Raw genomic sequence first — 11,896 nt, 5'->3', positions numbered from 1 at the left:
CCTTCTCCAGCGTGGGGAGCTCCGGGATCGACGACCTGCTGCTGGCGGACAACGCCCGGGCCGGTAACGGGTCCCAGTGGAACCCCAGCTACGACGGCCGCTTCAGCACGGCGATCGCCGCCGGTGGTGCGGGCGCCGACCGGATCGAGAGCCTGGGGAACGTGCGGCTGCAGGCCGATGGGGGCGAGGGCAGCGACGTGCTGATCGGCGCGCTCCGCGACGACCGCCTGATCGGTGGCCTGGGCGAGGACACCCTGATCGGCGGCGGCGACGGCGGCGGCTTCCGCTTCACCGGCCGGGGCTCGGCCCGGCGGGTGGTGGTGAGCGGCGGCGACCTGATCGACCTGCGCGCCCCCGGCGGCGGGGGCGATGGGGCGGCCGACACCGTGATCTACGGGCTCGAGGGCGGGGGTGTCGACCGCATCGTGGGCTTCGAGGCGGGACTGGACCGGCTCCAGGTGCTCGGTGGCCTGGGGCAGGCGCAGGTGACGGAGTACCAGAACGGCACCTTCGTGAGCTTCGCCGGGAAGGGCGGCCAGGGTGTGCTGCTGGAGGGGGTGAGGGGGCTGAGCGTGGGCGGAGCCGGCGACATCCAGCTGCTGGCCTGAAGGGCATGGCGAGCACCCGCTTCCGGGTGGAGCGGGAAACGGACCTGCAGCGCCTCCTGGCGCTGGGCAGGCGGCTGAACAGCCTCGCCAGCAGTGATGGGAACCGGCACGGCAGCTTCGATCTGCCCGATACCGGCCACCGACCCCTGGGCACCAATCCGTTCGGGTTGGGAGACACATTCGGCGGCGGCGACCGCGATGTTGACGACCACGTGATCGGCTTCACTTTCAGCCAGATCGTCTGACTCCGTCGGGGCGATCAGCTTCGGGTGCGGGCAAACCCTGCCACCCGGTCCGGGGCTGGGATGGCTGCATTTTTGCCTGCTACGCTCGGGTGGTTGCCGGTTGGAAATGAAGAGAAAGTCCCAGGACTTTCCAGATCTGCTCCGAAACAGTTGCCTGCCAATCCTTCTCGTTGTTGCCCTTGTCGTCTCGTTTGTCGGCATCCTGAGTCAGAGCGGGCAGGTGTCCGAATGGCCCATGGACCAGTCCTTCGTGACGCGGGCTGATCTTCGCCTGTATCGACTGCCGACAGGCTGGGTCTTTCAGTATCCCCGCTTCAACTGGTCCGGTGGCGTAGCGGCCAGCCTGCTGATCGGTCTCTATAAGTTGGTTGTTTCTCCTGCCCCGGAGACACTGAATTGGCATGCCAAGTGCATCACCACCCTGCTCTTTCTGGGATCGGCGTATTGCCTTTGTCGGCTGTTCATCCGCCACTGGATCTTCCAGGCGCTGGCCTTCTCTGTCATCGCCAGTTCCGCCCTTCAGTTTGCTGAACCTTCCAGTGACATCATCGCGGCGGCGTTCTTCGCCCTGTTCATGCTGTCCGTGCGATTGGGGTGGCCGCGGCTGATCTCCTCCGGCCTGCTGATTCTTTTCGGCGTGTCCAAGATCCAGTTGCTCGTCTGCTCCCTGGGGGTGGGTGCCGTCTGGTACTGGTGGGATGTGCGGGAGAACCGGATGCGCTGGCAGATCCCCGTCGGCATGGCCTTCTGGCTGGTGCTGCTGATGGCTCCCGGCTTCAAGCTCTATGGCATTGAGATGGTCAGGACGGTCAAGGGGCTGCGAACCTTTGCCTCGTCCTATGTGTTCATGTTCAGCCCCCATCAGTTTGCCCCCAGCCCCGAAACGCTCGCTGGCAGTCCCACCAGTTGGCAGGATGTGATGCGATCGGTGTTCCCGGGAGCCCGCACCGTGAGCGACGTGATCCTTCGGTATCCGAAAAAGTATCTTGACTATCTGCTGGTGGCGGGCGCCTACGGAGTGTTTTCCGTCCTGCAGACGATGGGATTGATGCTGATTCCCTTTTTTCGGGCCTTGCGCCTCAGGGTCTTCCCTGGTGTCACCCAGCTCAGTCTGAGGTTTCTCGCGGCGGCGGCCTTCTTTTCCCTGGTGCCGCCGCTGCTGCTGAGATTCATCAGCCCCCGTTATCTCGCCGTGGTCTTCATTCCGCTGGTGGTTCTGTCCGCTGCCGCCGCCGCATCCTCCGAGGCGCCCCGGTCCCTGAAGATCACGTTCCTGATCTGTTCCCTGCTGACCCTTGCCCTGAATCTGGCCGTGTTCAGCGAGCGCCTCGTTCGATCACCGCTGATGCCCTTCGGTTGAGGGATCGGCACCGGGTTGCGGCCTGGGCGATCGAGGGCCGGAGCAGGACCATAAAAAAACCCTGACGCGGCAGGGTCGGAAGGAAAGGCCTGGCAGGCCACCCCTGGGATCCGCTCCCAGGGGTGGCTGACCATCGCAGAACTCAGCCGGCGCTCCAGACGCCACCGGCGATGTTGGCCAGTGGGGACTGGATGGCGGTGCTGCACAGGAACCAGGCGAAGGCGGCGCCGCCGCAGCCACCCAGCCAGAAGCCGCTGGCGAATTCCGCCCAGCCGGCCTTGGTGAACAGGTCGGCCGGAGGGTTGTCGATGGTGGCGTCGGGGGGCTGGACGTTGGGGCCGCTGCCGGCGGTGCCGTAGATCGACAGGCAGATGGTGAGGATCGACACCAGGCCGATGGTGGCCAGCAGGCCGGCGGTGCTGGCGAACTCGGTGGCGCGCAGGGGGCCGGTGTAGGCGAAGGGGCCGTAGAGCAGGTAGCCGTGGGCCATGCCCACCTCAAGACCGCGACGGTTGGGCGAGAGGGAGGGCCGGTAGGCCGGCAGGGCGTTCAGGAACGCCTTGGTGAAATAGCTGCTGTTGACGGGGGTGGCCAGATTGCCGACGGTCGGGTCGGCCACGGGGGTCACGGTCATGGGAAGCGGATCGGGGGGTCGGCGGATCGGGGGGTCGGGGAGCGGCGAAGGACGCTGGGGCCTGGGGCCGTCGTCAGTCGGTCGCCTCGATCACGTTGAACAGCAGGGCCATGGCCACCGCCGCGCCGAGGATTCCCACCAGGGGAACCATCACGGACGGCATCCAGGCAACGGCAAATTCACCAGTCATGGCTTGGGCCAATAGGAACCGCCGGTACTGTAAGGACCACGCCCTGTCCGGCTTCTCGGGGACCCGGGGGGCGACATAAAAGTTCAGCCAGGCTCGCCCCGCACGGTGGCGCGCACCCGGTAGATCGGCCGGCCCTGGCTTTCGTGATAGGTGCGCATCTGCAGCTCCGCCAGCAGCCCGAAACTGAACAGCTGCACGCCGGTGAGAATCGCCAGCACCGCCATCAGCAGCAGGGGGCGGTTGCCGATGTCGGCCCCCAGCAGCAGTTTCTCGCCCACCAGCCAGGCGGCGATGGCCAGCCCCACCAGCAGGGCCAGCAGTCCGGCGAAGCCGAACACATGCATCGGCCGGGTCAGGAACCGCTTCATGAACCAGACCGTCAGCAGGTCCATCAGCACCCGGAAGGTGCGATCAATGCCGTAGTTGCTGCGGCCGTAGCGCCGCGCCTGGTGGGACACCCTCACCTCACCGATCCGTGCCCCTTCGATGAAGGCCAGGGCCGGCAGGAAGCGGTGCAGTTCCCCGTAGAGGTTCATGTCGCTGACCACCTCCCGGCGGTAGGCCTTCAGGGAACAGCCGTAGTCGTGCAGCCGCACCCCGGTGACCCGGGCGATCAGGCGGTTCGCCAGCAGGGAAGGCAGCAGCCGGTCGAGGGCCCCATCCTGGCGCTGCTGCCGCCAGCCGCTCACCAGGTCCAGGTCGTCCTGCTCCAGCCGGGCCAGCAGCATCGGGATGTCGGCGGGATCGTTCTGGAGGTCCCCGTCCAGGGTGACGATCACCCCGCCGCCGCTGGCGTCGAAGCCGGCGGCCATGGCGGCCGTCTGCCCGTAGTTGCGCCGCAGCAGCACGGCCACCAGCTCGGGCACCCGGGCGGCCAGATCCCGCAGCACCGCCGCGGTGCCGTCCTTCGACCCGTCATCCACCAGGACCAGCTCGAAGCTGCGGCCCAGCGGCCGCAGGGCCGCCAGCAGCTTCTGCACGAGATGGGGAAGGCTTTCCTCCTCGTTGTAGAGGGGGACGACCACGGAGAGCTCGGGGGAACGTCCGAGCGCGGGGTGTCCGGAACCTTGGGCCAGGGCTGCCTCCGCCATGACCGTTCCGCGAAACTCGGGTCCTGAACTTACCTCAGGGGGGCAGGGGGCTGCCGTCGTGGCTGTGCATCACCCGTCCCGCGCCCCGCAGTTCGCCCCGGTAGTGGCAGGCCACCGGATCCCGGTTGCGGGGGTTCAGGTCGTCGATGCCGATGCCGTCCCGGCCGTGCTGGCGCCCGGAGCTGTGCAGGTAGCGGCCGCCGCCCAGGTGCAGGGCCACGTGGGTGCAGCGCCGCGGGGTGCCGAAGAAGATCAGGTCGCCCGGCAGCAGCAGGCTGGTGACACCGCTGGCCACCGCCACCGGGCGGCAGAAGCGCTCCTGCAGGTAGGCGTCACGGGGCAGCCAGATGCCGGCCTGGGCGAAGGCGGTCTGCACCAGCCCCGAGCAGTCGAAATCGGGCCCCAGGGTGCCCCCCCAGAGGTAGCGGTTGGGGCGGTGACGGGCGGCCTCGGCGAAGGCCAGCACCGCCTCCAGGCGGGCGGCGATCCGGTCGCGATCGAGGCGGGGCAGGGGCGGCGGCGACGGTACGGGCCGCCCGTGGCGTTCCAGGGCCGCGGCGTCCAGCCAGCAGGGGTAGCCGTCCTCCAGCAGCCGCACCCGCAGGCGAGCCCCGGCGCCGCCGGCCCCGGCCGCCCCCAGGACCCTCAGGCACCGGCCCGCGTGGATCTCGGTGGCCAGCCCTGGCCCCTGGGGCCGGCTGTGGGCCGGCAGCGGCCGGGTCAGGGTCCAGACACGGCCCGGCGCCGGCAGGGTGCCTAAGGTCGCCATCGCAAGGTGCCGCCGTTGATGGCGTTCTACAGCCCGGATCCGGCCATGGGCGAGGCCCTCCGCCAGCTGATCGTCCGACTGGAGGCGGAGGGGCGTCCGGGCCTGGGGGAGCAGCTCTCCGTCACCTGGCTCCGCTACGGCGACTCCCTGGTGGGGGCGGCCGAGGGCCTGGGTCAGGAGGAGTTCTGGGGTCGGACGGTGAGCGGCGCTTCCTGGGCCGGTCCGACGCTCCGCTATCCCGCCAGCGTCGTCAAGCTGGTGTACCTGGTGGCGGCCGAAGCCTGGCTGCAGCAGCAGCTGATCGAGGACGGCCCCGAGCTGCGCCGCGCCCTGGCCGACATGGTGCGCGATTCGGGCAACGAGGCCACCAGCCTGGTGGTGGATCTGCTGAGCGGCACCACCAGCGGTCCGTCGCTGCCGCCGGAGCGCCATGCCGCCTGGTGCCGCCAGCGCCAGCTGGTCAATGGCTGGCTGGCCCGCCTCGGCTGGAGCGAGGTGGCGGGGGTGAACGCCTGCCAGAAGACCTGGGCGGAGGGGCCCTACGGCCGTGAGCGGGAGTTCTACGGCGCCCAGCTGGAGAACCGCAACCGCCTCAGCACTGACTTCACGGCCCGCCTGCTGCACGCCGTGATGGCCGGCGTGGCGGTCTCCCCCCCGGCCTGTCGGCGCATGACGGCGCTGCTGCGCCGCTCCCTCGACCCCCAGGCCCGGGCCGCCGATCCCGAGAACCAGGTGGATGGCTTCCTGGGGGCCGGCCTGCCCGAGGGCGCCCGGCTGTGGAGCAAGGCCGGCTGGATGAGCCAGGCGCGCCATGACGCCGCCTACGTGGAGGCGGAGGGCAGGGCGCCCATGCTGCTGGTGGTGTTCAGCGAGGGTCGGGCCCGGGCCGGCGATGAGATGCTGCTGCCGGCCATCGCCGCCGCCTTGCTGGACGCCTGAACCTGCCGCCCATCCGCCCGATGCCCGCCGCCCCGCCCCTCGATGTGGTCCCCCTCGCCCTGGGGGCGGCGGTGAGCCCGATGCTGCTGCTGGGACAGATGCGCACCCTCACCGCTCCGGGAGCGGGCCTGCGCCAGAGCTGGGCCTACGTCGCCGGCAACGCCGTCGTGGTGGCGGGCTGGGCGCTGGTGGGGCTGGGCTCGGGCGGATCCCTGCCGGCCCGCTCCGTCGCCGGCGCCGATCCGGTGTCCGCCGGCCTCCGCCTGGTGCTGGCCGCCGTGCTGCTCGCCATCGGAGCCCGGACCCTGCAGCGTGAGGGCGGAACGGCGTCCCCGGCCCCTGGGGGTCACTCCCTGGCCCGATCCTTCGGGCTGGGGTTCGCCCTGATGGCCGGCAACCTCACCTCCCTAGTGCTCTATCTGCCGGCGCTGCAGGACCTGGCCCGTTCCGGCCTGGCGGCGGGCCCCCTGGCCGCCCTGGTGCTGCTGGTGAGCCTGGTCACCCTGGCGCCGTCGCTGCTGCCGCCGGTGGTCCTGGGGCTCACGGGGGCCTGGGGGCGGTCCCGCCTCGAGCAGCTCTCCCACTGGACCCTGGTCCACCAGGGCCGGATCAATGGGGGCCTCTGTTTTCTCTTCGCGGCCTATCTCGGCTGGAGCGGTGTCGCCAGGCTCTGAGCGGACCTGGCGACGGGGGCCCCGGAAGGGCCTGGGGATCGGCCCATGGCAGGGCCTGGAACGGAGAGGGAGGGATTCGAACCCTCGACAGAAGTTGCCTCCTGTAACTCCTTAGCAGGGAGCCGCTTTCAACCACTCAGCCACCTCTCCAGTGGCCCAGCGAGCTTATCAGGGCTCGGACTCGGCCCCCGGCGGCAGGGGCGCTCCCGGGTCCGGGGGCACGGCCAGGCGCGGCAGGCGGTGCTTGAAGCCGCAGAGGATCTCCCAGGGGATGGTGCCGCAGCGCTCGCTCCAGTCGAGGGGGCTGATCGTCTCCCCCTCCTGCTCGCCCAGCAGGGTGACCATGCTGCCCACCTCGATGCCGGGGGCCTCGGTGGCGTCGATCACCAGCTGGTCCATGGTGATGGCGCCCACCTGGGGCAGGCGCCGGCCGTCGAAGAGGACGTCCATGCGGTTGGAGAGCTGGCGGGGCACCCCGTCGGCGTAGCCGATCGACACCACCGCCAGCCGGCTGGGCCGGCTGGTGCGGAAGCGATGGCCGTAGCTGACGCCGACCCCCGCCCCCACCTGGCGCAGCAGGGTGACGCGGGCGTGGATCTGCAGGGCCGGCCGCAGGGGCACCACCCCGGCCAGGTGGGGCGCCGGAGGCTGGCCGTAGAGGGCCAGCCCCACCCGGACCAGGTCGTAGTGCTGGGCGTGCCCCCGCAGGGTGGCCGCCGAATTGGCCAGGTGGCGGCAACCGGCCGCCAGGCCCTGTTCGGCCAGGCTGGCAAGGACCGTCTCGAAGCGCTGCTGCTGGAGCGCGTTGAGGCCGTCGTCCTCTCCGGGGGCGGCATCGGCGCAGGCCAGGTGGGAGTAGACCCCCGCCAGCTCGATCGCCTCCATGCCCTGCAGGGCCGCCACCAGCCGCGGTCCCTCCCGCCAGTCGGCGCCGAGGCGGGCCATGCCGGTGTCCAGCTTCAGCTGCACGGTCATGGGGCGGCCGCTGCCGCTGGCCAGGTTCTGGCAGAGCAGGGCTTCCCGCATGCTGCTGAGGGTGGGCATCAGCTGCCAGCGCAGGCAGCTGCGCAGCTCCTCCGGCTGGGTGAGGTTGCCGAGCACCAGCACCGGGGCGGAGATGCCGGCACGGCGCAGCTGCACCCCTTCGCCCAGGGTGGCGACGCCGAAGCAGGCCGCCCCCGCCTCCAGGGAGGCACGGGCCACCGCCAGGGCGCCGTGGCCATAGGCGTCGGCCTTGACCACCGCCATCAGCTGGGTGGCCGGACCGATGTGGCGCCTCAGGGCCCGCACGTTGGCCTGGATGGCCGCGGTGTTCACCTCCACCCAGGCCCGCTGCCGCGAGGGCTGGGTCTCCTCCGTCGCACTGGCGGTGGCGAGCGAAGAGCTGGTCATGGGCGCCGCCGCAGAAGGTGAACCATGGAAATCATGGGAATCCCGTTAGCATGCCGCGTATCCAGCGGACGGGAATGGGCCACGTACTCGTTCTGAATGCGTCCTACGAACCGCTGAACATCACCACCTGGCGGCGCGCCATGGTGATGCTGCTCAAGGGGAAGGCCGAGGGGCTCGAGCACGACCCCGAACGCGCGATCCGTCCGGACCATTTCCTGCCGACGGTGATCCGGCTGCGCCAGTTCGTGCGGGTGCCCTACAAGCCGCTCCCCCTCACCCGCCGCAACGTCTTCCACCGCGACGGCCACGCCTGCCAGTACTGCGGCTACAGCGGTGAGCAGCTCTCCATCGACCATGTGGTGCCCCGCAGCCGGGGCGGCACCGATGTCTGGGAGAACGTCACCACCGCCTGCCTGCCCTGCAACGTGCGCAAGGGCAACCGCACCCCGCGGGAGGCGGGCATGCCCCTGGCCCGGGAGCCCCGCCGGCCCCTGGGCAGCCTGAGCTTCGAGGCCAACCGCCGCATCCGCTCCGGCCAGCACCAGGAGTGGGCCAAATACGTCATCGGCGCCTGATCCGCCCCCCGTCCTCGCCGGCCCCATCCGTCCCCTCAGCCGCCGGTCCCGGTGGCTTCGAGGGCGAGGGCCTCCAGACCCTGGCGCTGCTCCTCGGCGATGCAGGCGCCGATCAGGTCCTCGATCTGGCCGGCCAGCACGGGCTCGAGGGAGAAGTTCCGCCCCAGCCGGTGATCGGTCACCCGGTTGTCCTTGGCGTTGTAGGTGCGGATCTTCTCGCTGCGGTCGCCGCTGCCCACCTGGGCGCGGCGCACGGAACGCTCGGCGGCGTTCGCTTCCGCCAGCTGGCGCTCGTAGAGCTTGGCCCGCAGGATCTCCATGGCCCGCTCCCGGTTCTGCAGCTGGGAGCGCTCCTGGGTGCAGAACACCCGGATGCCCGTGGGCTTGTGCAGCAGGTCGACCGCCGTCTCCACCTTGTTGACGTTCTGGCCGCCGGCGCCGCCCGAGCGGGCCGTGCTGATCTCCAGATCCCCCGGGTCGATCTGCACCTCCACCGGATCGGCCTCGGGCATCACCGCCACGGTGGCGGTGGAGGTGTGCACCCGCCCCTGGGATTCGGTGGCCGGCACCCGCTGGACGCGATGCACGCCCGCCTCGAACTTGAGCCGGCTGTAGACCCCGTCGCCGCGGATGGCGAGGATCAGCTCCTTGTAGCCGCCGAGATCGGCCTCCGAGGCGCTCACCGGCTGCACCTGCCAGCCCTGGCCCTGGGCGTAGCGCTCGTACATGCGGGCCAGGTCCCCCGCCCAGAGGCTGGCCTCATCGCCGCCGGCACCGGCTCGGATCTCCAGCATCACGCTGCGCTCGTCGCGGGGATCCGAGGGCAGCAGGCTGAGGGTGAGGCGTTCGTTGAGGCCGTTGATCAGGCCCTCGAGGCTCACCAGCTCTTCGCTGGCCAGGGTCGCCAGTTCCTCGCCGGCGGGGTCGTCGCGGTGGGCCCGCACCAGGGCGCGGGCCTCCTCCCGTTCCTGCTCCAGCTTGCGCAGCCGCTGGTAGTCGTTGACGAGCGGTTCCAGCTTGGCCCGCTCCCGGGCGATCGCCTGCAGCCGGGCCGGATCGGAGGCCACCGCCGGATCGGCCAGCTGGCGCTCCAGGGTCTGGAAGGTGCGGCAGGCGGTGTCCAGCCGGGATTGCAGCAGCTCGGAATCCATGGGGCGGCACCGGCAACAAAAAGGGCCGGGTGCGACGGGCACCCGGCCAAGGCAGAACCGGACCGTCGCCCGATCCGGGGGTCCGAAGGAGGCGTCAGGCCGAGAGACGCGTCAGGCTTCGGAGGCGGCCGGCTCTTCCACCGGGGTGGCGGCGGCGTCGGTGGCCTTGGCGGCCTTCTTGGCACCCGAGGCGGAATCGGCGCTGCCCATGCCGTACTTGCGCATGAAGCGGTCGACCCGGCCCTCGGTGTCGAGGATCTTCTGGGTACCCGTGTAGAAGGGGTGGTTGCCGCTCCACACGTCGACCGTGATCTCCGGCTGGGTGGAGCCGGTGGTCATCACCACCTCTCCGTTGCAGATCACCTTGGCGTCCGGATACCAGGTGGGATGGATGTCGGCTTTCGGCATGACGGAAATCAGCGCTTGGAGAACTGGGGAGCCTTGCGGGCTTTCTTGAGGCCGTACTTGCGACGCTCCTTGGCCCGGGGATCGCGGCTCAGGTGGCCTTCGATCTTGAGGGGTTTGCGGTTGTCGGGGGACAGATCGCACAGGGCGCGGGCCGCACCCTGCTTGATGGCATCGGCCTGGCCGGTGAGGCCGCCGCCGCGCACGTTGACCAGGAGGTCGTACTGGGCCTCCAGACCCAGGGTCTGCAGGGGAGCCTTGACCGCCGCCAGGTAGACGGGGTTGTAGTTGAGGTAGTTGTCGCCGGGGCGGCCGTTGATGGTGACGCTGCCGCTGCCGGGGACCACCCGCACACGGGCGACGGCGGTCTTGCGACGGCCGGTGCCCCAGTAGACGACGCGGTTGGAGGTGCTGGTCATTGGGCGGCGGCGGCGGGATCGAGGGCGAGGGGCTGGGGCTGCTGGGCGGCGTGCGGATGCTCGGCGCCCTTGTAGACCTTCAGCTTGCGGAACAGCTGGCGGCCCAGGGCGTTGTGGGGAAGCATGCCCTTGATCGCCTTCTCGATGATGCGCTCCGGCAGGCGGGCCTGCAGGTGCTCAAAGGTTTCGGTCTTCATGCCGCCGGGGCGACCGGAGTGGCGCCGGTAGATCTTCTGGGTGGCCTTGTTGCCGCTGACGCGCACCTTGTCGGCGTTGATCACCACAACGAAGTCACCCGTGTCGAGGTGGGGCGTGAAGGTGGGCTTGTTCTTGCCGCGCAGCACCTGCGCCACTTCACTGGCGAGACGGCCGAGGGTCTGGTCCGCTGCGTCGACCAGATACCACTGGCGCTCGAGCGAATCGATGGAGGGTGGGGTTGTCTTGTTCATCGCGCCGGCGGGCCGGTTTGGGGTGAGCCCATCGCAGCCGGATGGGTCGGGACAGGAAGATTCGACCCTACCGTGTCGCCGGATCCGGCGAATTCGGAGAGGTGCCATCTGCCTGGGGCCACCGGACGGGGCTCCCTGCAGGGCACTCAGCCGATCGGATCGTCGCCGAAGGGATCGGCGGGAGGATCGCGCGAATCCAACAGAAATCGCGGTTGACAATCATACCAGGCAGCCTCAGGGAACACCGGCTCCGGGTAGCCCACCCGCAGCAGGCAGAGGCCCTGGGGCGGTGCGGCCTCCTTGACGGCGTGGCGGGCGCCGCTGCGCCAGCGGTGCAGGAACTCTTCGGCCGCCAGGCGACCCTCCCCCACCGCCACCAGCTGGCCCATCAGCAGGCGCACCATGCCGTAGAGGAAGCCGCTGGCCTGCACCTCGGTGACCAGCAGATCGCCGCAGCGCTCGACCCGCACCGCCTGCAGGGTGGTGCGGGCGTGGGCGCGGCGGCTGCCGGCCCGCTGGAAGGCGGAGAAATCGTGCTCCCCGAGCAGGGCCTCCAGGCAACGGGCCATCCGGGCCTCATCCAGCCGCCATGGATAGCGATGCCAGCTCCAGGGGGCCAGGAACAGGTTGGGGGTGCGGGCGTTGAAGATCGTGTAGCGGTAGCGCCGGTAGGTGGCACTGAAGCAGGCATGCCAGTCGCCCGGCACCTCGGCGGCGGCCCGCACCCGCACCGTGGGCGGCAAGCGGCCGTTGAGGGCCTTGGCCCAGCGGGTCACGGGGATGGGGCCGGCGGCATCGAAGTGGACCACCTGGGCGGCGGCATGAACCCCGGTGTCGGTGCGCCCGGCCGCCACCGCCCGGACGGGACGGTGCGGGTCGAGGGCCTCGATGGCGGCCTCCAGGGTTTCCTGGACGCTGGGGTGATGGGCCTGCCGCTGCCAGCCGTGGAAGGCGGCTCCGTGGTACTGCAGCGAGAGGGCGATCCGTTTCAGACC

Annotated in this window: 16 protein-coding genes and 1 tRNA gene; 6 read left to right on the top strand and 11 right to left on the bottom strand. The window is 70.4% G+C overall.

Annotated features, from left to right (window positions below; all coding sequences use genetic code 11):
- Window positions 1-11: 11 nt before the first annotated feature.
- The 3 genes from L107_RS16075 to L107_RS16065 all read left to right on the top strand — a co-directional run bounded on the left by L107_RS16075 (window position 12) and on the right by L107_RS16065 (window position 2,213).
- The gene (locus L107_RS16075; protein WP_159820442.1) at window positions 12-608 is read left to right on the top strand and encodes a hypothetical protein; all 597 of its coding nucleotides are present in this window, start codon (window positions 12-14) and stop codon (window positions 606-608) included.
- Window positions 609-613: 5 nt separating this feature from the next.
- Window positions 614-853: a hypothetical protein gene (locus L107_RS16070; RefSeq protein ID WP_159820440.1), complete on the top strand. Its 240-nt coding sequence runs from the start codon at window positions 614-616 to the stop codon at window positions 851-853.
- A gap of 235 nt (window positions 854-1,088) precedes the next feature.
- Window positions 1,089-2,213, top strand: a complete 1,125-nt coding sequence (locus L107_RS16065) for a hypothetical protein (RefSeq protein WP_159820438.1) — start codon at window positions 1,089-1,091, stop codon at window positions 2,211-2,213.
- Window positions 2,214-2,355: 142 nt separating this feature from the next.
- Here the strand turns inward: L107_RS16065 and L107_RS16060 are convergent, their stop codons facing one another.
- The 4 genes from L107_RS16060 to L107_RS16045 form a co-directional block, all read right to left on the bottom strand.
- On the bottom strand, window positions 2,356-2,847 hold the full coding sequence (locus L107_RS16060) for a photosystem I reaction center subunit XI (protein ID WP_159820436.1): 492 nt from the start codon (window positions 2,845-2,847) through the stop codon (window positions 2,356-2,358).
- A 73-nt stretch (window positions 2,848-2,920) separates the two neighbouring features.
- On the bottom strand, window positions 2,921-3,037 hold the full coding sequence (locus L107_RS16055; RefSeq protein WP_015109434.1) for a photosystem I reaction center subunit VIII: 117 nt from the start codon (window positions 3,035-3,037) through the stop codon (window positions 2,921-2,923).
- Window positions 3,038-3,120: 83 nt separating this feature from the next.
- Window positions 3,121-4,128 (bottom strand): glycosyltransferase family 2 protein, encoded by a 1,008-nt coding sequence (locus tag L107_RS16050; protein ID WP_159820434.1) that lies wholly within the window; start codon window positions 4,126-4,128, stop codon window positions 3,121-3,123.
- A gap of 34 nt (window positions 4,129-4,162) precedes the next feature.
- On the bottom strand, window positions 4,163-4,897 hold the full coding sequence (locus tag L107_RS16045; protein WP_159820432.1) for a C40 family peptidase: 735 nt from the start codon (window positions 4,895-4,897) through the stop codon (window positions 4,163-4,165).
- Window positions 4,898-4,915: 18 nt separating this feature from the next.
- Here L107_RS16045 and L107_RS16040 point away from each other — a divergent pair, with 18 nt between their 5' ends.
- Both L107_RS16040 and L107_RS16035 read left to right on the top strand, forming a co-directional pair.
- A complete protein-coding gene (locus L107_RS16040) occupies window positions 4,916-5,836 on the top strand; it encodes a serine hydrolase (RefSeq protein WP_159820431.1) in 921 nt (306 codons plus the stop codon).
- Between the two features lie 20 nt (window positions 5,837-5,856).
- Window positions 5,857-6,510 carry a GAP family protein gene (locus L107_RS16035; protein ID WP_159820429.1) on the top strand — a complete coding sequence of 218 codons (654 nt, stop codon included), beginning with the start codon at window positions 5,857-5,859 and terminating at the stop codon, window positions 6,508-6,510.
- A gap of 61 nt (window positions 6,511-6,571) precedes the next feature.
- Here L107_RS16035 and L107_RS16030 read toward each other — a convergent pair.
- Window positions 6,572-6,660, bottom strand: a tRNA-Ser gene (locus tag L107_RS16030).
- An 18-nt stretch (window positions 6,661-6,678) separates the two neighbouring features.
- Window positions 6,679-7,902, bottom strand: coding sequence for an alanine racemase (gene alr, locus L107_RS16025; protein WP_159820427.1), 1,224 nt, complete (start codon window positions 7,900-7,902; stop codon window positions 6,679-6,681).
- Between the two features lie 74 nt (window positions 7,903-7,976).
- On the opposite strand from alr, the gene L107_RS16020 reads away from it, so the two are divergent.
- The gene (locus tag L107_RS16020; RefSeq protein WP_106221656.1) at window positions 7,977-8,477 is read left to right on the top strand and encodes an HNH endonuclease; all 501 of its coding nucleotides are present in this window, start codon (window positions 7,977-7,979) and stop codon (window positions 8,475-8,477) included.
- Window positions 8,478-8,512: 35 nt separating this feature from the next.
- On the opposite strand, the gene prfA is transcribed toward L107_RS16020, so the two are convergent.
- From prfA to truA, 5 genes are all read right to left on the bottom strand, one after another.
- On the bottom strand, window positions 8,513-9,628 hold the full coding sequence (gene prfA / locus L107_RS16015) for a peptide chain release factor 1 (RefSeq protein ID WP_159820425.1): 1,116 nt from the start codon (window positions 9,626-9,628) through the stop codon (window positions 8,513-8,515).
- A gap of 111 nt (window positions 9,629-9,739) precedes the next feature.
- Window positions 9,740-10,036 (bottom strand): 50S ribosomal protein L31, encoded by a 297-nt coding sequence (rpmE, locus tag L107_RS16010; protein WP_159820423.1) that lies wholly within the window; start codon window positions 10,034-10,036, stop codon window positions 9,740-9,742.
- An 8-nt stretch (window positions 10,037-10,044) separates the two neighbouring features.
- Entirely contained in the window at window positions 10,045-10,452 is a 408-nt protein-coding gene (gene rpsI, locus L107_RS16005; RefSeq protein WP_015109426.1) for a 30S ribosomal protein S9, read from the bottom strand.
- Complete coding sequence (rplM, locus tag L107_RS16000) at window positions 10,449-10,901, bottom strand: 50S ribosomal protein L13 (RefSeq protein WP_015109425.1); 453 nt, start codon at window positions 10,899-10,901, stop codon at window positions 10,449-10,451. The genes rpsI and rplM overlap by 4 nt, the downstream gene beginning before the upstream one ends.
- A gap of 146 nt (window positions 10,902-11,047) precedes the next feature.
- On the bottom strand, window positions 11,048-11,893 hold the full coding sequence (gene truA / locus L107_RS15995) for a tRNA pseudouridine(38-40) synthase TruA (protein ID WP_159820550.1): 846 nt from the start codon (window positions 11,891-11,893) through the stop codon (window positions 11,048-11,050).
- Window positions 11,894-11,896: the final 3 nt, after the last annotated feature.

The organism is Cyanobium sp. Copco_Reservoir_LC18, assembly GCF_009834675.1.
GTDB classification, from domain to species: domain Bacteria; phylum Cyanobacteriota; class Cyanobacteriia; order PCC-6307; family Cyanobiaceae; genus Cyanobium; species Cyanobium minutissimum.
This window is presented reverse-complemented; position numbering and strand designations above follow the sequence as displayed.

Bases quoted from the DNA above. Each gene is read 5' to 3' on its own strand.
- L107_RS16070 (WP_159820440.1), top strand. From the start codon at position 614: ATGGCGAGCACCCGCTTCCGGGTGGAGCGGGAAACGGACCTGCAGCGC.
- L107_RS16065 (WP_159820438.1), top strand. From the start codon at position 1,089: ATGGACCAGTCCTTCGTGACGCGGGCTGATCTTCGCCTGTATCGACTG.
- L107_RS16060 (WP_159820436.1), bottom strand. From the start codon at position 2,847: ATGACCGTGACCCCCGTGGCCGACCCGACCGTCGGCAATCTGGCCACC.
- L107_RS16055 (WP_015109434.1), bottom strand. From the start codon at position 3,037: ATGACTGGTGAATTTGCCGTTGCCTGGATGCCGTCCGTGATGGTTCCC.
- L107_RS16050 (WP_159820434.1), bottom strand. From the start codon at position 4,128: ATGGCGGAGGCAGCCCTGGCCCAAGGTTCCGGACACCCCGCGCTCGGA.
- L107_RS16045 (WP_159820432.1), bottom strand. From the start codon at position 4,897: ATGGCGACCTTAGGCACCCTGCCGGCGCCGGGCCGTGTCTGGACCCTG.
- L107_RS16040 (WP_159820431.1), top strand. From the start codon at position 4,916: ATGGCGTTCTACAGCCCGGATCCGGCCATGGGCGAGGCCCTCCGCCAG.
- L107_RS16035 (WP_159820429.1), top strand. From the start codon at position 5,857: ATGCCCGCCGCCCCGCCCCTCGATGTGGTCCCCCTCGCCCTGGGGGCG.
- alr (WP_159820427.1), bottom strand. From the start codon at position 7,902: ATGACCAGCTCTTCGCTCGCCACCGCCAGTGCGACGGAGGAGACCCAG.
- L107_RS16020 (WP_106221656.1), top strand. From the start codon at position 7,977: ATGGGCCACGTACTCGTTCTGAATGCGTCCTACGAACCGCTGAACATC.
- prfA (WP_159820425.1), bottom strand. From the start codon at position 9,628: ATGGATTCCGAGCTGCTGCAATCCCGGCTGGACACCGCCTGCCGCACC.
- rpmE (WP_159820423.1), bottom strand. From the start codon at position 10,036: ATGCCGAAAGCCGACATCCATCCCACCTGGTATCCGGACGCCAAGGTG.
- rpsI (WP_015109426.1), bottom strand. From the start codon at position 10,452: ATGACCAGCACCTCCAACCGCGTCGTCTACTGGGGCACCGGCCGTCGC.
- rplM (WP_015109425.1), bottom strand. From the start codon at position 10,901: ATGAACAAGACAACCCCACCCTCCATCGATTCGCTCGAGCGCCAGTGG.